This is a genomic window from Streptomyces zhihengii, from assembly GCF_016919245.1.
GTDB classification, from domain to species: Bacteria; Actinomycetota; Actinomycetes; order Streptomycetales; family Streptomycetaceae; genus Streptomyces; species Streptomyces zhihengii.
The window spans coordinates 1,867,483-1,889,646 of the sequence record NZ_JAFEJA010000001.1 but is presented as its reverse complement, the minus strand read 5'-3'; the positions used below and the strand labels follow the sequence as shown (position 1 = coordinate 1,889,646).

General features: G+C 72.1%; 16 protein-coding genes. 12 read left to right on the top strand and 4 right to left on the bottom strand.

The features are described from left to right. Positions 1-7: 7 nt before the first annotated feature. Both JE024_RS07830 and JE024_RS07825 read right to left on the bottom strand, forming a co-directional pair. Complete coding sequence (locus JE024_RS07830) at positions 8-1,144, bottom strand: acyl-CoA dehydrogenase family protein (protein ID WP_205372909.1); 1,137 nt, start codon at positions 1,142-1,144, stop codon at positions 8-10. A 33-nt stretch (positions 1,145-1,177) separates the two neighbouring features. Beyond that, entirely contained in the window at positions 1,178-2,809 is a 1,632-nt protein-coding gene (locus JE024_RS07825; RefSeq protein ID WP_205376434.1) for an aldehyde dehydrogenase family protein, read from the bottom strand. A 201-nt stretch (positions 2,810-3,010) separates the two neighbouring features. Between JE024_RS07825 and JE024_RS07820 the strand changes: the two genes are divergently transcribed. The 11 genes from JE024_RS07820 (at position 3,011) to JE024_RS07770 (ending at position 19,584) form a co-directional block, all read left to right on the top strand. Continuing rightward, a complete protein-coding gene (locus JE024_RS07820; protein WP_244882678.1) occupies positions 3,011-3,331 on the top strand; it encodes an acyl carrier protein in 321 nt (106 codons plus the stop codon). Positions 3,332-3,357: 26 nt separating this feature from the next. Further along, positions 3,358-9,096 (top strand): type I polyketide synthase, encoded by a 5,739-nt coding sequence (locus tag JE024_RS07815; protein WP_205372908.1) that lies wholly within the window; start codon positions 3,358-3,360, stop codon positions 9,094-9,096. A 47-nt stretch (positions 9,097-9,143) separates the two neighbouring features. Continuing rightward, positions 9,144-10,736 (top strand): fatty acid--CoA ligase, encoded by a 1,593-nt coding sequence (locus JE024_RS07810; RefSeq protein WP_205376432.1) that lies wholly within the window; start codon positions 9,144-9,146, stop codon positions 10,734-10,736. A 39-nt stretch (positions 10,737-10,775) separates the two neighbouring features. Beyond that, positions 10,776-11,876 (top strand): LLM class flavin-dependent oxidoreductase, encoded by a 1,101-nt coding sequence (locus tag JE024_RS07805; RefSeq protein ID WP_205372907.1) that lies wholly within the window; start codon positions 10,776-10,778, stop codon positions 11,874-11,876. Between the two features lie 20 nt (positions 11,877-11,896). Continuing rightward, positions 11,897-12,664: a thioesterase II family protein gene (locus JE024_RS07800; protein ID WP_205376431.1), complete on the top strand. Its 768-nt coding sequence runs from the start codon at positions 11,897-11,899 to the stop codon at positions 12,662-12,664. 156 nt (positions 12,665-12,820) lie between these two features. Then, on the top strand, positions 12,821-13,777 hold the full coding sequence (locus tag JE024_RS07795) for a diacylglycerol/lipid kinase family protein (RefSeq protein WP_205372906.1): 957 nt from the start codon (positions 12,821-12,823) through the stop codon (positions 13,775-13,777). Positions 13,778-13,860: 83 nt separating this feature from the next. Beyond that, a complete protein-coding gene (locus JE024_RS07790; RefSeq protein ID WP_205372905.1) occupies positions 13,861-14,229 on the top strand; it encodes a nuclear transport factor 2 family protein in 369 nt (122 codons plus the stop codon). 83 nt (positions 14,230-14,312) lie between these two features. Continuing rightward, positions 14,313-15,875 (top strand): MmgE/PrpD family protein, encoded by a 1,563-nt coding sequence (locus tag JE024_RS07785; RefSeq protein WP_205372904.1) that lies wholly within the window; start codon positions 14,313-14,315, stop codon positions 15,873-15,875. Positions 15,876-15,975: 100 nt separating this feature from the next. Further along, on the top strand, positions 15,976-17,181 hold the full coding sequence (locus JE024_RS07780; RefSeq protein ID WP_205372903.1) for a cytochrome P450: 1,206 nt from the start codon (positions 15,976-15,978) through the stop codon (positions 17,179-17,181). Between the two features lie 47 nt (positions 17,182-17,228). After that, positions 17,229-18,695 (top strand): MFS transporter, encoded by a 1,467-nt coding sequence (locus JE024_RS07775; protein ID WP_205372902.1) that lies wholly within the window; start codon positions 17,229-17,231, stop codon positions 18,693-18,695. Positions 18,696-18,753: 58 nt separating this feature from the next. Continuing rightward, positions 18,754-19,584 carry an alpha/beta fold hydrolase gene (locus JE024_RS07770; RefSeq protein ID WP_205372901.1) on the top strand — a complete coding sequence of 277 codons (831 nt, stop codon included), beginning with the start codon at positions 18,754-18,756 and terminating at the stop codon, positions 19,582-19,584. 60 nt (positions 19,585-19,644) lie between these two features. On the opposite strand, the gene JE024_RS07765 is transcribed toward JE024_RS07770, so the two are convergent. After that, entirely contained in the window at positions 19,645-20,292 is a 648-nt protein-coding gene (locus JE024_RS07765) for a ScbR family autoregulator-binding transcription factor (RefSeq protein WP_244882674.1), read from the bottom strand. Positions 20,293-20,492: 200 nt separating this feature from the next. Between JE024_RS07765 and JE024_RS07760 the strand changes: the two genes are divergently transcribed. Continuing rightward, entirely contained in the window at positions 20,493-21,512 is a 1,020-nt protein-coding gene (locus tag JE024_RS07760; protein WP_205372899.1) for a ScbA/BarX family gamma-butyrolactone biosynthesis protein, read from the top strand. Positions 21,513-21,537: 25 nt separating this feature from the next. Here the strand turns inward: JE024_RS07760 and JE024_RS07755 are convergent, their stop codons facing one another. Continuing rightward, positions 21,538-22,149 (bottom strand): TetR family transcriptional regulator, encoded by a 612-nt coding sequence (locus JE024_RS07755; RefSeq protein WP_244882671.1) that lies wholly within the window; start codon positions 22,147-22,149, stop codon positions 21,538-21,540. Positions 22,150-22,164: the final 15 nt, after the last annotated feature.

Below are 22,164 nucleotides of genomic sequence, written 5' to 3'. Positions count from 1 at the left end.
CGGTGGCTCAGCTCAGGACCAGCGGGCCGCCGTCGAAGTAGCGCAGCAGCGGTTCGGCGGCGGCGCCGCGGCCCGGCGGGTGGAAGGCGAGGGCGTGCACGGCGGCGGCGGTCCGGCCGTGGACGGAGTCGCGGATGAAGTCCAGCCCGCCGAGCAGCTCCAGCGCCTGCCCGGCGATCCTCGGCAGCGCCTTCTGCACGGTGTAGCGGGCGACGAGGACCCGGGCGACCGACTCGTCGTCCGTCTCGGGGCCGATCGTCCGCGCGACGCCTTCCAGGAGTTGCAGGACGGAGTCCATCTCGACGGCGAGGGCGGCCCGCTCCTGGATGCTGCCGCGCTCACGGTCCAGCACCTGCTCGACGAGGGCGGCGGTGCCGCCCGCGTACCCGGCGGAGATCAGCATCTCGAACCAGACGAAGCCGGCCGTCTGGAGGTCGTCCAGCCGGTGCGGGTCGTCCGCCCCGGCGCGCACGACCATGTCCGCCGGCACGAACACGTCCACCAGCCGCACCTCGTCGCTCTCCGCGCCGGCGAGCAGCTCGTTGCCCCAGAAGGGGTGCACGGACAGGCCCGGGGCGTCGGCCGGCACCAGGGCGAGCGCGAGCTCGGCGGTGCCGTCGTCGTGGTGGATGGCGATGCTCGCGGTGAGCAGGCGCATCGAACGGGAGAGGCTGCACGGCTTCTTGGCGCCGGAGAGCAGGTATCCGCCTTCGACGGGCCGGGCCGTGACGGCGGGCGTGAGGATGTTCTGCTCGGTGCGGCCCTCGGCCCAGCCGGAGGCCATCACCTGCTGGTCGGGCACGATCCGCCGGAGCAGTTCGGTCTGCGCGGCGGTGAGCCGTCCGTCCTTGCCGGCGAGGGAGAAGAGCATCGCCGCGGTGAAGTGGTGCATGGAGACGGCCGCGACGAGCGAGGGGGACACGGCGCCGAGCGCCAGCTGGACGCGCAGCGCGTCCAGCGGCGCGGCCCCGTGGCCGCTGTACTCCTCGGGTATCAGCAGGCCGACCCCGCCGTGGATGCGGAACAGGTCGATGACGGGGCTGCCGGGCCTTTCGCGGTCGGCATGGGGGATCTGCTCGATCTCCTTGAGCAGACCGGGGTGGAAGCGCTCGCAGACGGCCCGAGCAGTGTCGAGGGAACGCACGGGGAAACCTCCGGATGGCGAATGGCGGCGCGCTCAGGCGCCGAAGACCGCGTCGTAGGGGCTGACGTCGTGGGCGATGCTGACTCCCTGGACGTGCGAGGTCTTGAGCATCGGGTAGTTGGCCTCGCCGAAGGCTCCGCCGGTGCGGCCGGTGCCGCCGTGGCTGGGCAGGTAGGGCAGGAAGCCGATGTGGGAGTCGTTGACCTTCAGCAGACCGCCGTTGACGACACGGCGGACGAAGGTCTCGATGACGTGGTCGGAGCGCGACCACAGCGAGTTGCGCAGCCCGTAGGAGTTGGCGTTGACGAAGCGGAGGAAGGACTCCAGCAGCGCGTCGTCGTTGTCGCGTTCGGCCACCACGATCGGGATGAGCGGGAAGAACGTCTCCTCGCGCACCACGTCGAAGGTGCGGGCCCGGTCCAGGCCGTCGACCCGGAGCACCGTGGGCTGCAGGAAGACGCCGGTCTCCGACGGAGTGCCGTCCACCTCGGTGCGGTGGCCGCCGGTGACCAGGGACGCGCCGTTGTCCAGGGCCTGCCGCAGCAGCCGGAAGAACCGCTCGCTGCGGCGGACCGGTGAGAGGAGGACGTCCTCCTCCTCCGGCAGTCCGGGCCGGATGCCCTTGACCTGCTCGCGCACCTCGGCGATGAGCGCCTCGGCGATGTCGGGGTGCGCCAGCACGTAGTTGGGCACCATGCAGATCTGCCCCGAGCCGAAGAACGACTCGGTGATGGCTTCGGCGGCCCACGTGATGTCGGCGTCCTTCCACACCACGATGCCGTCGTTGCCGGCCAGTTCGAGGATCGGCTTCTTCCCGTGGGCCACGCACCGCTGCTCGAAGCGCAGGCCCTCCTGGCTGCCGCCGATGTAGAAGATGTCGTTGATCAGGGGATCGGCGATCCAGCGGTCCATCGTCTGCTTGGGGTTGCTGCAGACCGCGTTGAGCACGCCGGGAGGCGCGTCGAGCTCCTCCAGCAGCGGGGCCACGATGTCGCGCAGCAGCCACATGGTGCTCAGCGCGATGCTGCGCGGCGCCCTGACCACCACGCTGTTGCCGGCCATCAGGGCCAGTACGCACAGGGCGGCGCTGGGCAGCGGGGCGTTCTGCGGGGGATTGAAGGCGACCACGCCGTCCGGCTGGCGCTGCAGGATCAGCTTGCGGCCCGCGTACTCCTTCTCGACCCGCATCTGCTTGTGGTACCAGCGCAGGCTGCCGGGGGAGTAGATCTGCAGGAGGCAGCTCAGCTCCCACCGGGCCAGCTTCACCGGGTGCGACTCGGCGACGAGCATCTCCAGGAACTCGTCCTGGTGCTTGATCAGTTCCTCGCGGAAGCGGGTGCCGAGCTGCATCCGCCGCTCCAGCGGCACGGCCGCCCAGTCGGCGGCGGCGGTCGCGGCGGCCTGCGTGGCGAGGTCGATGGCGTCGTCGTCGGCGATGGCGCAGCGGCCCACGACGTAGGGGTGCTGGGCCGCCTCGGACTCCGGGTCCTGCTCCAGGGAGCGCTTGAGGCTCACACTGGTGAAGACGTCCTCCAGCAGAGACCGCCCGCTGACGGTGTAGACCCAGCCGTCCCCGGCGACGTCCTTGCCGGCGATGTAGAGGTCGTAACTCTTCAATCCGGAAGGTGCCGGAGCACTCTCCTCCTGCGCAGCTTCGCGAAGCATCATCAGCCTTTCCGGAAAACGGAATGTGTCTGGTCGTCGGTCTGCCGGTGCGGGGCATTGCCTGAACGTGCGGGGGATTCGGGAATTGATGTTCGAAGCAGCACGATCGTGGCAGCCGTTTCTGACTCGTCGCTGACACCCGACTGATCCAGCCACGGGCCCGTCGGGGCCGTCAGTGCGGTGTCAGCCGCCGCTGCTTGCATGACGCTCATGCCACCTGCCGAGATCACCCTGCCCCAGCGGCTGCGCGAATTGCCGCGGACCGAACTCGCCGACGAGATAGAGACACTCGTCGTCGGAAAGCTCAAGAACGTTCTCCTGATGGACGACACCGAGGAATTGCCCGTCGACATCAGCTATTTCGATCTCGGCCTCACCTCGCTGCGGCTGACCGAGATACGTCAGAGCCTGGAGCAACTCCTCGATCTCTCCATCAACGTGAACGTGCTGTTCAACGAACCGACGGTCAGCCACCTCGTTGATCACCTGGCCGACGCCCTGTCCGCCCCTGCCACCCGCTGACCGACCAGGACCCAAGGAGTCGTTCCATGCCGCGTACGGAATCCGCCACGGAAGAGACGAACCGGCCGCCGGCGCAGGCGCCCGAGCCGATCGCGATCGTCGGAATCGGGCTGCGATTCCCCGGCGGCAGCGGCTCACCCGACGAGTTCGACGCCTTCCTGCGCGAGGGGCGCAGCGGGATAGGTCCCATACCCGGCGACCGGTGGGACGTGTCCGCGTTCACCCCCGAGTCGCCGGAGGACAAGGGGAAGATCCACACCACGGCCGGCGGCTTCCTCGACCGGGTCGACCTGTTCGACGCCTCCTTCTTCAACATCTCGCCCAAGGAAGCCCAGTACATGGACCCCCAGCAGCGCATGCTGCTGGAGACGGCCTGGCAGGCCCTGGAGCACGCCAACATCGACCCGACGCCGCTGCGCCGCGGCAACGGCGGCGTCTACATCGGCGCCAGCTCCATCGACTACTCGATGGAACTCGACTCCGTGCCGTTCGAGGAGCTGGAGGGCAACCTCGCCTCCGGCATCACGATGTTCCCGCTGTCGGGCAGGCTGTCGTACTTCCTGGGCTGGCGCGGCCCGAGCATGAGCATCGACACGGCGTGCTCCTCCTCGCTGGTCGCCCTCCACCTCGCCGTGCAGGGCCTGCGCGCCGGCGAGACCGACATCGCGCTGTGCGGCGGTGTCAACGCACTCCACCACCCGCGCACCTCGGTGATGTTCTCCCACGCGCAGATGCTGGCCCCCGACGGGCAGTGCAAGACCTTCGACGAGGCCGCCGACGGCTACGCCCGCGCCGAGGGCTGCGGTGTGGTCGTGCTCAAGCGCCTGAGCGACGCGACCCGGGACGGCGACACCGTCCTCGCGCTGGTGCGGGGCACCGCCGTCGGCCAGGACGGCGACAGCGCGGGCCTGACCGTGCCCAACGGCCCGGCGCAGGAGAAGGTCATCCGCACCGCCCTCGCCGCCGGACACCTGACTCCCGCGGACATCCAGTACGTCGAGGCGCACGGCACCGGCACCCCGCTCGGCGACCCCATCGAGTTCGGCGCCATCGGCGACGTCTTCCTCGACTCGCACACCAAGGGCGAACCCGTGCTCGTCGGCTCGGTGAAGACCAACCTGGGCCACATGGAGCCGGCGGCCGGCATCGTCGGCGTCATCAAGACGGTGCTCCAGATGCGGGCGGGGACCGTCTACCCGCACCTCAACTTCGACACCCCGTCCGGACGCATCCCCTGGGACCTCTACCCGGTGCGCGTGCCCACCGCGTGCGAGCCCTGGAAGGCCGAGGTCCGGCGCGCGGTCGTCAACAGCTTCGGCTTCGCGGGCACGATCGGTGCGGCGGTCCTGGAAGAGGCGCCGGCCCCCGCCGGGCAGGCACCGGTGGAGCCGCCCGCGTCCGCGGATTCCCTCTTCACCCTGTCCGCCAAGAGCGCCGCCGCCCTGAGCGCCCAGATCGCCGGCTACCGGCAGCTGCTGGACGAGCGGCCCGACGCGGACCTGGACGCGCTCTGCTACACCGCCAACGTCGCCCGCACCCATCACCCCCACCGCGTCGCGGGCCGGGTCGCCGACCGCGCGGCCCTGGTGCGCCTGCTGGACAAGGCCGCCGAGGAGAAGCACGAGGGGCCCACCGGCATCCGCAGGACGGCGTTCATGTTCAGCGGCCAGGGCTCGCAGTACGCGGGCATGGGAGCCGCGCTCTACGCACGCTTCCCGGTCTTCCGCGAGCACGTCGACCTGTGCGACGGGCTGTTCGCCCCCCATCTGGGCCGCTCCGTGGCCGAACTGGTGCTCGGCACCGCGGACGATCCGGCGGCGATCGACCGCACCGAGTACACCCAGCCCGCCCTGTTCACCCTGGAGTACGCGCTCGCCAAGCTGTGGATGTCGTGGGGCGTGCGGCCCAACGCGCTCATCGGTCACAGCATCGGGGAGGTCGTGGCCGCGGCCGTGGCCGGCCTCTTCGACCTGCCGGACGCCGTGGCCCTGGTCGCCGCCCGCGCGCGGCTGATGCAGGCGGTGAGCACCCCGGGCGGCATGGCCGCCGTCGCCGCGCCCGCGGAGGACGTCGAGCCCCTCCTCGCCGGCCACCCGGACCTGGCCCTCGCGGCGGTGAACGCCCCGGACCAGTGCGTGGTCTCCGGCGGCACCGCCGCCCTCGACGAGATCACCGCCCTGCTCCGGGAGCAGGGCACCCGCGTCGACCTGCTGGCCGTCTCGCACGCCTTCCACTCGCCCCTGATGGCCGAGGTCTACGACGACTTCCGGGCCGCGCTCGACGGCATCACCTTCCACGAGCCGACCATCACGCTGATCTCCAACGTCACCGGCCGCCCGGCCCGTCTGAGGGAGGTCGGCACCGTCGACTACTGGGTGCGGCACATCGGCGAACCCGTGCGCTTCCTGGACGGCATCCGGGCGGTCGCCCAGCGCGGCCGCCACGCCCTGATCGAGATCGGACCGCAGGCCGCCCTGACCGCCCTCGCCAGGCGCTGCCTGAACGCCGACGACCACGCGTGGCTCGCCAGCCTGCGCCGCCGCGACAGCTCCGCCGGCACCACCCTGGACGCCCTCGCCGGGTACTACGCCGCGGGCCTGACGGTCTCCTGGGCCGACTACCACGCGGACCGCCCCGCCGCCGTGAAGACGTCCCTGCCGACCTACCCCTTCCAGCGCAAGCGGTTCTGGCTGCCCTCCACCGGACCCCGGCGCACCGGCGCGGCCGGCGCGAGCGCCCGCCATCTGCTGCTCGGCACGGAGGAACGGTTCGCCAGCGGGGTGCGGGAGTTCACCGCCGAGTTCACCTCCGAGGACCTCGGCGCGCTGAGCGACCTGGGCGACGGCGAGCGCACGACCCTGCCCACCGGCGCGTACGTCGACCTGTTCCTGGCGCTCCAGGACGCGGTCGCGGGACACACCCGGGCCGCCGTCCGCGACCTGCGGTTCCTCGCGCCCCTGCACACGGACGCCGAGACCGCCACGGTCCTGACGTCCCGGTGGAGCCCGCGGGCCGGCGGCGGCGCCGACGTGGAGGTCTTCACCCTCGTCGGGGGCGAGCAGCACCTCCACGCCTGCGCCACGATCGCCCCGGGACGCGAGCCGGTCGTGCCGGTCTCCGAACTGGCCGAGCTGGACGCCGGGCTGACGCCCGCCGGCGCGCGCATCGACGACGAGGACATCTACACCGACCTCGCCTCCGTCGGCCGCCCGCACGGCCCGCGCATGCGCCTGCTGCTCAGCGCCGCCCGGCACCGGGACGGCCTCGTCACCGGCGAGCTCACCGGCCGCGACGCCACCGCGGTCGAGCACGTGCCGGCCGAGCTCCTGGAGGCCGCGGTGCAGGCCGCCGTCGTCCTGGACCCCGAGGGCCCGGTGTTCGAGGCCCGCGAGATCGCCTCCGTACGGCACTTCCGCAAGCCCCGCGGGGAGCGGCTCCGCGTCCTCGCCCGCGTCCACGGCGACCAGGACCGCCGGGTCGCCGACATCCTCCTCCTGGAGAACGGCGAGCCGGTCACCGAACTCCTCGGAGTCCGCCTGGCCCGGCCCGAGGGCCGCGTGGGCCGCCGCCAGTTCCTGCACCGGCCCGAGTGGGTGCGCAGGGCCCTGCCGGCCCAGGCCGCCCCCGAAGGCGACCGCCACCTGCTGCTGCTCGACCGGGCCGCCGGCCGCGCCGCGGCACCGGCCGGGCGGTCCGGCCTGCGGGTCACGACGCCGTCCGACGCCACCGACCTCAAGGCGGCCCTCGCCGACGCGAGCGTCACCGACGTCTGCTGGGTCTGGAGGCAGCGGCCGGAAGCCATGTCCGCCGCTCGGCTGCGCGCCGAGTGCGAGGACAACTACCGCGAACTGCTCTCCCTGATCACCGCGATGGACGCCGCCGGGCAGCAGCGGCCGCCCCGGCTGTGGCTGGTGACCGAGGCCGCCCAGGCGCTCCCCGGCGACCCGGCCGGCGACGGCGGGCACCTCGCCGCGGCGACCCTCTGGGGATTCGGCCGGGTGCTGCTCACCGAGTACCCGCAGTACCGCGCCACCCTCGTCGACCTCGCCCCCGGCAGCGACCTCGAACCGCTGCTCACGGAGTGGACGGCCGGGATCCCGGGCGAGTACCAGGTCGCCCACCGACCCGGCAGGCGCTACGTCCGGCGGCTGCTCGCCGGGGACGCGACGCTCACCTGGAGCGGCGGCTACGAGCTGCGCGCCCCCGACTCCGGCGACCTGTCCGACCTGGCCCTGGCCCCCGCCGCGGACCGTGCGCCGGACGCCGACGAGGTGCAGATCGACGTCCGTGCCGTCGCCCTCACCGACCAGGACGCCCGGACCGCGCTGGACACCGGCCGCGCCGAGCGCGAGGAGGAGGAAGCGCCGCCCGTGCTGGGCACCGGCGCCACCGGCGTCGTGCGCGCCGTGGGCGAGGGGGCCGGGTTCGCCGAGGGCGACGAGGTCCTCGTGCGCCACCAGGGGACCCTGCGCTCCACGCTCACCGTCCCGTCCGCGTCGGTCGTGCTCGCGCCGAGCTCCGGCCCGCACGACATGAGCCGGCGCTTCCGCCTGGACGAGACGGGCGAGGCCCTGCGCACCGCCCTGACCGACCCGGCCGCCGAGGTGTGGCTGGACCTGCCGGGCACCCGGGCCGAGGAGGCCGCGCCCCCGGCGGACGGTGAGGCGGTCACCGACGCCGCGGTCCGTCCCGACCGCACCTACGTCGTCACCGGCGGACTCGGCGGGCTGGGCCTCGTCACGGCCCGGAAGCTGGTGGCCCTGGGGGCACGTCATCTGACCCTGGTCAGCCGCGGCGGACGGCCCACCGATGAGGCGGCCCCGGTACTGGAGGAGCTCGCCGAGAGCGCCGAACTCGCCCTCGTCAGGGCCGATGTGAGCCTCCCCGAGGGTGTGCGCGCGCTGGTGGACGAGCTGGCGGCGGGCCCCTACCCGGTCGGCGGCCTGGTCCACGCGGCGGGGTCCTACGACAAGAAGCTGATCGCCGAACTGACCTGGGAGTCCATCGACGCCCAGCTCGCCGCGAAGGCGTACGGCGGCTGGCTGCTGCACGAGGCCGCGCGGGACTCCTTCCCGGAGCTGGAGTTCTTCGTGACGTACTCGTCGATCGCCTCCGTCCTCGGCGGCGCCACCCAGGGCCACTACGCGGCGGCCAGCGCCGGGCTCGACAGCCTCGCCGAGTGGCGCACCCGCCAGGGACTGCCCGGACTCTCCGTCAACTGGGGCGCCTGGGCGAGGGTCGGCATGTCCGCGCGCCTGGAGGAGCACCTCAGCCGCGAGATCGAACGCAGCGGCGTCCGCTTCTTCTCGCCGACCCGGGCCCTGGACACCCTGGCCCGGCTGTGGGGCGGCCGTCCGCGCACCCAGCGGGTGGTCGGCGAGTTCGACTGGGACCGGTACGTGGCCGGCAGCGCCACCGGCGACCAGTTCTACGACCGCCTCGCGCGGCAGGACGCCGCCGCCGACGACGGCTTCGACGCCGCCTCGCTCGGCGCCCTCCCCGCACCGGAGCGCAGGGCCCTCATCACCCAGGTGGTCCGGGACAGGGTCGTCGTCGTCCTGGAGATGGCCGCCGACGACGAGCTGGACGAGTCGACCGAGTTCGTGTCGTTCGGCCTGGACTCGCTGATGGCCCAGAACCTCAAGTCCGGCCTCGAGCGGACGTTCGGGGTGCCGCTCGCCGCCTCGGTCACCTTCGATCACCCGACGGTGCGTCAGCTCGCCGACTTCATCGACGGGCAGCTGTGCCCGGTCCCCACGGCATGACCCGCACGACCAGTCCCGGACGAAAGAGGGAGGACTCCATGAACGCCATGACCATCGCGGACAACGCCAGTTGGACGCTCGCCCACACCTCCCGCGCCCACGCCGGCAGCCGCCCGCACCACGCGGCGATCGTCTGCGAGGGCCGGACCACCACCTACGGCAAGCTGCACCGTGAGAGCAACCGCGCGGCCCACGCCCTGCACGCCAGCGGTGTGCGGCGCGGCGACCGGGTCGCCTACCTCGGGCGCGAGTCGGAGAACTACTACCTCGTCATCCTCGCCTGCGCCAAGGTCGGCGCGGTCCTCGTCCCGGTCAACTGGCGGCTCACCCCGGACGAGGTCGACCACATCCTGCGCGACTCGGGCGCCGTCCTGCTCTTCGTCGACGACGAGTTCTGGGACACCGCCGCCAAGGTCCGCCCCCATCTGCCCGAGTTCCACACGGTGATCCGTGTCGACGGCACCGACGCCGAGGGGGAGCCGGCCCGCGGCGCCGGGCTGCCCGCCTGGTACGCGTGCCTGCCGGACACCGAGCTGGAGACCGGCGCCGGGCCCGACGACGCGGTCGTGCAGATCTACACCAGCGGCACCACCGGGCTGCCCAAGGGGGCCGTGCTCGCCCACCGCAGCTTCTTCACCCTGCCCCGGGCGATGCGCGAGCACGGCGCCGCCTGGATCGACTGGCTGCCCGAGGACGTGGCCCTGATCTCGCTGCCGGGCTTCGGCATCGCGGGCATCGGCTGGTTCATGCACACGTTCAACGCCGGCGGCACCAGCGTCATCATGCCGCAGTTCGATCCGCAGGAGGCCGTCCGCCTGATCCGCGCCCACCGGGTCACCACCACCTTCGCCGCGCCCGCCATGCTCCAGATGATGGCGGGCGAGCGGACGGCGGGTCCGGACGCGTTCGTCTCCCTGCGCAAGGTCTGCTACGGGGCCGCCCCGATGTCGGAGACGCTGCTGAAGCAGTGTCTGGAGACCTTCGACTGCGAGTTCGCCCAGATCTACGCCAGCACCGAGACCGGCAGTGTGGCGGTGTGCCTGCCGCCCGAGGACCACTACCCGGGCAGCCCGGTCCTGGAGTCCGTCGGCCGTCCCTGCCCCGGCAACGAGGTGAAGGTCGTCGCCCCGGACGGCACCGTACTGCCGCCCGGGGCCATCGGCCAGATCTGCGTCCGCGCGCCCTCCCGGATGCTCGGCTACTGGAACCTCCCGGAAGCCACCGGCCGCACCCTGGTGGGGGAGTGGCTGCACATGGGCGACGCCGGCTACCTCGACGAGGACGGCTACCTGTACCTCTGCGACCGCATGAACGACACCATCATCGTCGCCGGGCAGAACATCTACCCGGCCGAGGTCGAGAAGGCGCTCGCGGCGCACCCCGCCGTCGCGGACTCCGCCGTCGTCGGGCTGCCCGACGACCGCTGGGGCGAGGCGGTGCACGCCGCCGTGGTCCTGCGCCCCGGTGCCACCGCGACCCCCCGGGAGCTCCTGCTGTTCCTGAGAGGCACCCTCGCCGACTACAAGATCCCCGGCGGCTACCACATCGTCGACGCCCTGCCCCGCAACCCGTCGGGCAAGATCCTGCGCCGCGCCGTGCGGGAGCGGCTCGCGGCCCCGGCACGCGACCCGCTGGTCTGAACCGACATGACGGCAGAACGAAGGAAGGAAGCGGCACCCATGGACGCCGAACGGCCCGGCCCCGCCCCGCAAGGGGCGCGGACATCCGCGGGACGAGCGACCGACGAGACGCTCACCCACGACCGCCCGCAGTCCCCGGGCGGACCCCTGCGCATCGGAATCCTGCTCCCCACCAGGGAGCAGGCCATCAACGGCAGCTACGCGGCGGCCCCCCTCCTGGACTTCGCCCGCCGGGCGGAGAGCCTCGGCTTCGACTCCCTGTGGGCCGGCGACTCCCTGACCGCCCGTCCCCGTCTCGACCCCCTCGTCGTGCTCTCCGCCGCCGCGGCCGCCACCGAGCGGATCACCGTCGGCACCGCCGCCCTCACCCCCGCCCTGCGGCACCCGCTGATCGGCGCCAACATGGTGGCGAGCCTCGGCCATGTCGCACGCGACCGCCTGGTCCTCGGGCTCGGCTCCGGATTCCCGATGCCCGAGACGGAGCAGGAGTTCGCCTCCGTCGGAGCCTCCTTCACCGGCCGGGTCGGCCGCCTCGACGAGATCGCCGACCTCTGGCGCACCGCCTGGTCCGCGGGCGAACCGGGCCGCCCCACCGGCTTCCAGGGGAAGTACTGGCAGGCCGACCGGCTCGACCGGCTGCCGAGCCCCGCCACCCCCGGCGGCCCGCCGCTGTGGCTGGCGGGCAGCGACACCCCGAAGGTGCTCGCCCGCGCGGCCACCCGCTACGACGGCTGGCTGCCCTTCCTGCCGGACGCCGACGCGTACGGCAGAGCCACCCGGCGGATCGCCGAACTGGCCGCCGAAGCGGGCCGCGGACCCGGCGCCGTGACCCCCGCGCTCTACGCGACGATCACCGTCGACAGCGACGCCGGCGCCGCCAAGGCGGAACTGGAGCACTACATCCGCCACTACTACGGGCGCTCGCTCGACCAGATGTCGGCCATCCAGGCCTACGGCTGGGGCAGCGCGGAGCAGTGCGCCGAATGGCTCGGCGGCTACGTCCGCGCCGGCGCCCGCCACCTCGTCCTGCGCATCGGCTCCCTCGAACCGGAGGCGCAGCTCAAGGAGGTCGCGGAGGTGCTGCTCCCCGCAGTCCGCGAGATCGACCGGACCCTCACCCAAGGAGAGACGACACCGTGACCAGCGCCATAGGCATGGACATGTCCCGGACCGGCCAGTGGTTCCACCCCGTCGAGCCGTCCCCCGACGCCTCCGTACGGCTGTTCCTGCTGCCGCACGCGGGCAGCGGCGCCATCATCTACCGCGACTGGGAGAAGCTGCTCCCGGCCGACATCGCCGCCCAGGCGGTGACCCTGCCCGGCCGCCACAACCGCCGGACCGAGACCATGTACGAGGACTGGGACCCGCTGGTCGAGGCCCTCCACGAGGCCGTGCTCGACGAGCTCGACGACCGGCCGTTCGCCTTCTTCGGACACTGCCTCGGCGCCCAGCTCGCCTTCCGGCTGACCACCCGGATGGAGGAGGAGGGCGGACCGTCCCCCGTCATGGTCGGCATGTCCGGCTGGTCGCCGGTGGGCTGGTACGCGCCCACCGAGGAGCAGAGCCGGATGCCGGAGCCCGAGCTCGTCGAGTGGATCAAGCGCCTGGGGTCTTTCCCCGCCGAGGTCTACGACAACCCGGCGATGCTCGCCCTGGTGGTCCCGGCACTGCGGGCCGACCTCAGGGTCGCCGCGCAGTACGTGGACGACGCGGCGGGCGTGCGCTGCTCGCTGGCCTCCTACGGGGGCCGCTCCGATCCGCTCCAGGAGGACCCGGAGGCCATGAAGGAGTGGGCGGAGCGCAGCCCGGCCTACCTCGGCCACAGCGAGTACCCCGGCGGCCACTTCTACATCGACGCCCACGCCCAGGCCGTCACGGCGCACTTCGCCCAGCGGCTGCAACGGGTCGTCGCCTCGGCCGCCCGCTGACCGTCCCGACGGACATCCGACGGCCGGTTCCGGTCGTCAGCAGCACGTCAGAGACGTGTCAGCACCTTTCGGCACTGTGGTGGAGGCCGCGCCCGGCAACCGTCCGGGCCCGGCCCCGCCCCCCACCGGTGCCCACGAACCCGAGGAGTAAGCCCGATGGCAGTCAACGCCACAGACCAGGGCCCGACCCGGGCCCTGGTACTGGCCAACCCCGCCTCCGGCAGTCACAGCCCCCGACTGGTGTCCGACGTGGCGGAGTTGTGCGCCGGCGGTCTGGAGCATGTCGACGTCCACCTCACCACGGCACCGGGCGACGCCACCGTCGCCGTGCGCCGCGCCCTGGAAGGGACGGACGCGCCCGACCTGGTGGTCGTCATCGGCGGGGACGGCACCGTCCGCGAGGTCGTCCAGGCACTGGCCTCCGTGCCCGGCCGCGCGGCGCTCGCCGTGGTGCCCGGCGGTACCGGGAACTCCGGTTACAAGATGCTGTGGGGCGAGCGCCCCTGGACCGAGTCACTCAAAGCGGTCCTCACCGACTCGGGAGCCTCGGGCGGCGTCCGGCTGAGGCGTCTCGACCTGGCGCGCCTGGCGGAGACGGGGCAGTGCGTCTACCTGGGCGCCTGCTCCGGTGTGATCGCCGACGCGCTGATCAGGGCCCGGGACATCCCCCTGACCGGCAGGGATCTGTACACCAAGGCGTTCGCCGACACCGCGGCCGCGTACGTCCCGTACCCGGGCCGCGTCACCGTCGACGGCCGCGTGGTGCACGAGGGCCCGACCGTCCTCGCCAACGTCGGCGGCGGTCGCTACCGGGGCGGGCGCTACCTCGTGCTGCCCGACTCGCTCCTCGACGACGGACTGCTCGACGTCTGCGTCATCGGGGGCGGCGTGCCCGCCGCCGATGTTCCCGAACTCACCAGGACGGCGTCCCACATGGGACTCTCCGACACCGTCTACGCCCGCGGCCGCACCATCACCGTGGAACGCACCGACGGCGGACGGCTGCCTCTGGAGCACGACGGCGAGTACCAGCACGGGATCGGCCCGTCGGCGACCCTCGAGGTCATGCCCGGCGCCCTCGCCGTATGGGCTCCCGCCTCGGGACCGCCCTGACCTCCCCACCTCGCTTCCCCCGCCGGGCCGGCACACCTGACGGCCCGGCAGTTCACCGCAATCACATGAAGAAGGAGACCGCCATGAGCGACCTCACCCAGACCGTCACCCAGTACCTGGCGCTGTGGAACGAGACGGACGCGGAGAAGCGCGCGGCGGGCATCGCCGAGCTCTTCGCCCCGGACGCCCCGTACATCGACCCGCTCGCCGCCGTCGAGGGACACGAGGGCTTCGCGGCCGTGGTCGCCGGTGCCCAGGACCAGTTCAAGGGGCTCTCCTTCGAACTGCACGGAGCGGTGGACACCCACCACAACATCGCCCGCTTCCAGTGGGGCCTGGTGACCGAGGCGGGCGCCGAGCCCATCGCGATCGGCTTCGACGTCCTCGTCACCGGCGAGGACGGCCGCATCAGCGGCGTCTACGGGTTCCTGGACAAGGTCCCCGGCGCCTGATCCCGCATGCGTGGCGGGCGGGGCATCCGGAACACCGGCGCCCCGCCCGTCCGCGTCCGACTGCAGAGAAGGTATGTCGCGCCATGACGGCTGCTGTACTCAGCGAAAGCGTGGCCAGGGCCCTGTGCGAGCAGTGGGGGATCCCGGCGAGGTCCGCCGGCCGCTTCGGCCCTCCCGCGGACACACCGCTGCGCGAACTGTCCCACTGGGCCGCGAACCTGCGTCCCGAGCAGATCCCCTGCCGTGTCCTCAAGCTCGCGGCCAGCCAGGTGCTCTCCCAGGTCGCCTCGATCCGGGCGGGTCTCCAGCATCCCCTGGGACGCCGCCTGGTGGCCGCCTTCGGACACCCCATGCAGCGCGACCCGCGCACCGCGGCGAGCGTCTTCGCGGCCCTCGGTTCCTGGCTCAACCTCGACGACACCGCCTACGCCGGCCATCTGTCCAACTCCACCGTCGCCGTGCCCCTGGCCTTCGCCTACGCCCGCCAGCTCGACGGGCTGTCCCTGCTGACCGCTGTCGTCGCGGCCAACGAGTGCGCGGCCCGCATCACCGCCGCGGCCACCCTCGGCCCCTTGCGCGGGCAGAGCGCCGTGCACACGCACCTGGCCGGTGCGGTGGCCGGCCGGCTGCACTGCGACCGGGCCCCGGCGGAGCAGTGGGAGAACGCCTTCGGGCTCGCCTTCGCCATGCCCAACTGGCCGCTGATGCGCGCCTTCCTGGCCAGCGACGCACGCCTGTTCAACACCTTCACACCGGTCCGCACCGCGATGGACGCGTGCGACGCCGCCGCCGCCGGACTGCGCGGCGCCCCCGACATCATCGAACACCAGGACGGCTTTCTCGACCGGTTCGCGACGGTTCCGCTGCCCCAGGCGGTGGCGAAGGGCCTCGGCCGCCGCTGGCACACCGAGACCCTCTCGTTCAAGATGCACCCCGGCGGCCCCGGGATCGACGCGGCCGTGGACTGCGCCGCCGAGATCCACCGCGACATCGGCCCGCTGCGCCCGGAGGACGTGCGGGAGATCGTGGTGGAGGCGTCCCTGTACACGCTGTTCGCGGGGGAGCGCGCGGCCCGGTACGTCGACGGGCCGCGCTCCCCGCTGGGCGCACTCGTCCTGGACGTTCCCTACCCGGTCGCGACCACCTTGCTGACGGGCGGGTTCTCCGTGGAGGACTTCTCGGCACCGGGGCTGGACGACCCCGTGCGCTGGGAGCTGGCACGCCGGGTGAGGCTCGAGCACGACACGACGATGACGCGTGAACTCTTCCTCTCCGACGCGCCGTTCGGCGAGGCGGTGCGCGAGGCGGGGCCGCTGGCCATCCCGTGGCTGCGCGGCTTCGGCGGTGACGAGCTGGTCGACCTCCTGGGTGACCTGGAGGCCGGCGGCCGGGACTTCTCCCGCTCCACCAAGGCCACCGGCGCCCGGGTCGTCGTACGGCTGGCGGACGGCCGGACCGTGTCCCGCTCCCGTCTGATCCCGGTCGGCGCCGCGGGCCCGGACACCCGCTCCCGGCACTCCGAGATGGTCCAGGAGAAGTTCCTGTCCGTGGGAGGACCGCGCCGGGTGGCCGACACCGTGAACCGTCTGCACCGCATGCGCAGGACAGGCGTGCGCCGCTGGATCGAGGCCGCCTTCCTGGACTGAACGGACACGGGCACGCGCTCGACGGGGGCGGTCGTCCCGCTTCCGGCACGGCACGTCATGAACGTGAAGAAGCACATCCGACACCCAGAGGGGTTCTCCCATGTCGCTCGATGCCCAGACCCGTGTACTGGACTGGCCGTTCGCCCGGACCGAGAACGGTGAGCCGGCGCCGATCCTGGACGAACTGCGCAAGGAGCCGCCCTGCGCCGTACGCATTCCGGAGGGCGCGACCGAGTCGCGGCTGGCCTGGCTGGTGACCCGGTACGCCGACGTCCGCCAGGCCCTGTCCGACCCCCGGCTCAGCGCGGACGAACGGCGGCCCGGTGCGCCGGTGCGCATCCAGTTACCCCCGGGCAGCAACCCCAGCTCGTTCCTCCGCCTGGACGACCCCGAGCACGCACGGCTCCGCGGACTGATCCAGACCGAGTTCACCATGCGCCGGGTCCGTGGGCTCAAGGCGCCGGTGCAGCGGCTCGTCGACGACCTCCTCGACCGGTTCGCCGAGCTCGGGAAGCCGGCGGACCTGCACGCGGCGTTCTCGCGGACCCTGCCGACGCTGGTCATAGCCCGGCTGCTGGGTGTCCCGGACGAGGACTCCCCGTTCTTCATCGAGAAGACCCGGGTGGTCATCTCCCAGGAGGACCCGGCCACGGCGTACGCCGCGTTCGTGGAGATGTCCGACTACCTCGCCGAGCTGGCCCGCCGCAAGACGCGCCGGCCCGAGGACGACCTGATCAGCCGGCTGGTCGTGCATCATGTGAGCGGCGCGATCACCATGGACGAACTGGTCGGCATCGCCCGGCTGGTACTGGTGGCGGGCCACGAGACGACCACGAACCAGATCGCCCTCAACATTCTGGGACTTCTGCAGGACGACAGCCTGTTCGCCAAGGTGGCCGCCGACGACGGCGCCCTCGTTCCGCAGTACGTCGAGGAGTCGATGCGCTACTGGTCGATCTCGCAGGACGCGATGGTCCGCCAGGCGCTGGAGGACATGGATCTCGGCGGCGTCCCGATCTCCAAGGGCGACGCGGTGGTCATCTCCGTCCCCGCGGGCAACCACGACGAGTCGGTGTTCGCCTGCCCCCGCACCATCGACCTGGACCGGGACACCGGCGCCCACCTCCAGTGGGGCTACGGCCCGCACTACTGCCAGGGCGCTCCGCTGGCGCGGATGGAGATGGAACTCTCCCTGCGCACCCTGCTGCGGCGCTTCCCGGACCTCCGGCTGGCGGCCGAGCCGAGCACGGTCTTCCGCCGGGGCACCGTCTTCCACGGGGTGACACACCTCCCCGTGACCTGGTGACCGAGCAGCACACGAATCACGGAACACAACACAGGAGCGCAGTCGGAATGACCTCTGAAGCAAGCCCGGACCTCGTCGTCGAGGAGGGGGGAGGGTCCGCCCCGGAACCGGGGGCGACCCCTTCCGTCGGCGCCCTCGTGGTGGTGCTGGTGGGCACCTTCATCACCGTTCTCGACTTCTTCATCGCCAATGTCGCGGTTCCGGCCATCCGGTCGGACCTCCAGGCCGGCGCCGCCCAGGCGCAGCTGATCGTCGTCGGCTACGGCGTCGCCTTCACGGCGGGCCTGATCACCGGCGGCCGTCTCGGTGACCTCTACGGCCGCCGGAGGATGTTCTCGCTCGGCATGGCACTCTTCATGGTCACCTCGGCGGTCTGCGCCTTCGCGCCGACGATCGACGTCCTGGTGGTCGCCCGCATCGCCCAGGGCGCGAGCGCCGCGCTGATGGTCCCGCAGGTCCTCGGCATCATCGGCACCGTCTACACCGGTGCGGCCCGCGGCCGTGCCTTCAACACCTACGGTCTGATCGTCGGACTGGCGGGCGTCTTCGGCCAGTTCATCGGCGGGGCTCTCATCAGCGTCGACGTGGCGGGCCTGAGCTGGCGGACCATCTTCCTCATCAACGTCCCGCTGTGCCTGGTCTCGCTCGCCTTCGTCAAGCGCGTGATCCCCGAGTCGCGCGGCGCCGGCGGGACCCGCCTCGACCTGCTGGGCGCCCTGCTGGTCACCGGATCCCTGGCGCTCATCGTGTTCGCGCTCCTGGAGGGCCAGGAGCGGGACTGGCCGGTGTGGGTCTGGGGCTGCCTGGCCGGGTCCGCCGTCCTGGTCGCGGTGACCGTGCTGCACCTTCGCCGGCGGGCCGCGGACGACGCGGGGCCGCTGATCGAACCGGCGCTCTTCCGGGTCCGCCTCTTCACGGTGGGCCTGGCCGCGACGGTCGTCTACTTCCTGGCCATGGGGTCGTTCTTCTTCATCCTCGCCCTCTACCTCCAGCAGGGCATGGGCCTGTCGCCGCTGGAGTCCGGCCTCGTCTTCCTCGCGGTGGGCGCCGGCTACTTCGGCGCCTCGCTGGTGTCGGCGCGGTTCGCCGGCAAGCTGTCCGCCCGGACGGTGGCGTGCGGTCCGCTGACCCTCGCGGTCGGCTACACCGCCATCGCCTTCACGGCCGACGGGCTCGGCCCGCAGGGAAGCGTGCTCTGGCTGCTGCCGATGCTGCTCGTCGCCGGACTGGGCATGGGCCTGACCACCGGACCGCTGACCAACCTGGTGCTGGGGGCGGCCGTGCCCGAGCACGCCGGCTCCGCGTCGGGGCTGATGAACACCGCGCAGGAGGGCGGAGCGGCCCTCGGCGTGGCGGTCGCCGGATCGGTCTTCTTCCCCGCGCTCGCCGAGGCGGGCAACTCGGCCGACGCCTACCCGGACGCCTTCGCGCTGACGCTCGTACCGCTCGTCGCGCTCGGCCTCGCCGCCGCGGCCCTGGTGCTGGCCGCACCGGGGCGCGCAGCCCGCGGCTGATGCGCCGTCACCCGTCACCGGGGACTCACAGGCAACCCACCAGAGGAAGGAAACGCCCGTGCCGTACGTCACGACCAGGGACGACACCCGTCTTCACTACAAGGACTGGGGTGCCGGGCGCCCCGTCGTCCTGCTGGGCACAGCCATGATGGACTCCCGCATGTGGGAGTTCCAGGCGTCGTTCCTCGCCGAGCGGGGACTGCGCTGCATCACCTACGACCGGCGGGGCTGCGGGCGTTCGGAAGCCCCCTGGGACGGCTACGACTACGACACCCTCGCGGCCGATCTCGCCGACCTCGCCGACCATCTCGACCTGCGGGACGCGGTGCTCGTGGGGTACGCGGTCGGAGGCGGTGAGGCCGTGCGCTACCTGTCCCGGTACGGCGCCGGCCGAGTGGCGAAGCTGGCACTGGTCGCCTCCACGACCCCGTTCCTGCTGCGGACGGAGGACAACCCGGAAGGGCTCGACATAGCCCTCTTCGACGAGATGGCCGATGCCATCCGGCGGGACCGTGCGCAGTGGCTGAGCGACTGCACGGTGCCGTTCTTCGGCGGCCCGAACGCGGATCCGGCCGACCTGCCGGTCTCAGCCGAACTCGCGCGATGGCTGGTGAGCACGGGCCTCGAGGCCTCGCCCCGGGCGGGGACGGAGATCTACCGCACGCTGTTCACCACCGACCAGCGCGCGGAGACCGCCGAGATCACCCTGCCCACGCTCGTCATCCACGGTACCGAGGACGTCGCGGCGCCCTACCACCTGTGCGGCCCGCGGACGGCGGAGCTGATCGGCGGCAGCCGGTTCGTATCGTACGAGGGCGCTCCGCACGGCCTGTTCGCCACCCACGCCGAGCGGCTCAACGAGGATCTGCTGGCCTTCGTCAAGGAGTGACGGCCCGGCCCGTGCCATGCCCGTGCTGCCCGGACCCCTGGGGTCCGGGCAGCCGCGCGTTCAGTGCAGCGGGATGAAGGCATCGATGATCTCCTCGACGCGTTCCACGAGGTCCTCGCGGTTGTTGATCACCCAGGACATGTGCTGGGCGCCGAACACCGCGGCGCCGAGCGTCCGGGCCAGGGCCTCGGGGTCGCTGTCCGCGGGAAGCTCGCCGGCCGCCCGGCACTTGTGCAGGAGTTCGGTCATGGCGTCCAGCGTGCCCACGTACGGGACCGGCAGCTCGGCCTTGATGTAGGGCCGTTCGATCTGCAGCCGGGCCCCGGCGTGGATGTAGACGTCCTCGCGGAAGACCCGGGCGATGCGCCGGAGGAGCTCCACGAAGGTCGCCAGCGATGCGGGATCACCGTGTTCCAGAGCGCCGTCGACGGTCCGCTGCATCCGCCGGTAGAACTCCTCCAGCACCGCGACGGCGAGCGCCTCCTTGTTGGGGAAGTGGAAGTAGACGGCTCCCTTCGTCATGTGCGCACCGTTGGCGATGTCCTTGATCGTGACCTGAGGAAAGCCGTCGGTGGCGAACGCCGCCGCGGCGGCGTTCAGGATCGTCGCGCGGGTGCGGATCGCACGTTCCTGCTTGGGGTGCGAAGTGTCGTCGAAGGTGGGGACCGCCATGAGGCGGGCCCTCCGGTCATTGCGCTCGTTGTTCATGGCGTCCATATCGTGCCGCGTTGGTTGTCCGGTATCTGACCCGCCCCAACCCCCTTGTCGTTGCGAGCAGTTGCCCCATGGAAGCGCAACGCGGTGAGCCTTGCAATATACCTTCGCGCAGGTATATTAATGATTCCGCAAAGAGCTTGGCACGTCTGTTCGCTCGCAGGGTCACTCCAGCTGAGAGGCGAGATATTCAGATGTTCGTCGTACTCGATGATCCTAGGACCACGCAGGCGCCCTTCCCAGGCGCGGAGAACGAAGTACTCAGCTTCCTTCAGCCCGTCACGCGCGAACTGGTGCATCGCACCGCCGTCGCCGAGGTCTTCGTCACCGACGGTGTCCGCACCGGTACGAACACGTTCTCGGTGGCGGCTCAGTGGCCGCGCGACCACGCCCTGTACCACCCGGACGAGAACGGGCTGGCCGACCCGCTCTTATGCGCAGAAACGCTTCGCCAGGCGTACTTCTACGGGGCCCACACGTACTTCGGTGTGCCCCTCGGCTCCCGCTTCATCGGTCAGGACGTGAGCTTCGACATCACGGACCTGGCCGCGCTCCGGGTCGGGAGCGTACCGTCGTCCGTGGTCCTGTGCGGGACGTGGACGGAGGAGCGCGACCGGCGGGGACGGACGGCCGGGGCCCGCCTGGACGTGACGTTCACGGTCGACGGCCGGCCCTGCGGGCGCGGTCACACCCGGGGACTCGTGGTCGACGAGAGACGCTACGGGCTCTTAAGAGGGCGTCCGGCCGCGGGTGACGGGAAGGTCTCACCTCGTCCCGTGCCGGACGCCGCAATCGCAGGGCCGGGCCGGGTGGGCCGGCTGCGCTGGAAGGACTGTGTACTGCAAAGGGGCCTCGGCCGGCGGTGGGGCCTGCGGGTCGACCGTGACCACGCGGTCCTCTTCGACCACCCCACCGATCACGTACCGCTGATGGTCATGCTGGAGGGCTTCCGGCAGTTGGGCCATCTCACCGTTCATGAGGCGTCCCGGAGTGCGGACGCCGGCCAGGCCTTCGCCCTGGCCGCCCTCTCCCTGGACTGCGCCGCCTTCGGCGAGCTGGGCGAGGAGATCCTCCTGGAGCTCGACGAGAGTTCGCCCGACGGGTGCACCCTGCTCGTCGCGGCCCGTCAGGGGGAGAAGTTGCTGGCCCGCGCGGGCATGAGGTGGCAGCGCGTGGGCGATCGTCCCTCCCGGGCGGGATTCGCCTCCTGGTGATCCGCCGCAGGCCCGGCCGCCCGGCTCAGTGCGCGGGGGTGTCGTCGAGGGCCCGGGACAGGGCCTCCCACATCGCGTCGATGGAATCGGCCCCCTCGGTGCCCGCCCGCCCGTGGTCGGAGTCGGGGCCGGTCTCCGTCAGGAACGTCCCCAGGAGCGCCGCCATGATGAGGTCGGCCAGGGGGACGGTGGGGACCGAGGCGTTCCAGTGGCCCGCTTTCTGAGTCTCGCGCACCAGACGCAGGACGAGACCGTGCGCTTCCGCCAGCAGGGGTATCGGCCTGCCGGCGGAGCGGGCGGTCTCGGCGGACAGGCGCAGCGCGGCGAGGGCCCGTTCATCCGTACCGAAGAGCCGGCCGAGGCCGGTGACCAGTGACCGCAGGCGGCTCGGTGCCGGACACGACAGGACCCTTGCTTCGGCGAGGAGTTCGCCCAGCGCGTCGGACAAGTGGTTGTCCAGTGCTACGGCCAGGTCCTCCTTGGTCGCGAAGTGGCCGTACAGCGCGCCCTTCGTCAGCCTGACGCGGTCGGCCATGTTCTGCAGGTTCGCGTTCGCGTAGCCGTACCGCGCGAACTCGTAGGCGGCCGCGTCGAGGACGCGGTCGTAGGTCCGCAGGGCACGTGCCTGTTTGGGCATGACGCTCCCCTTCTG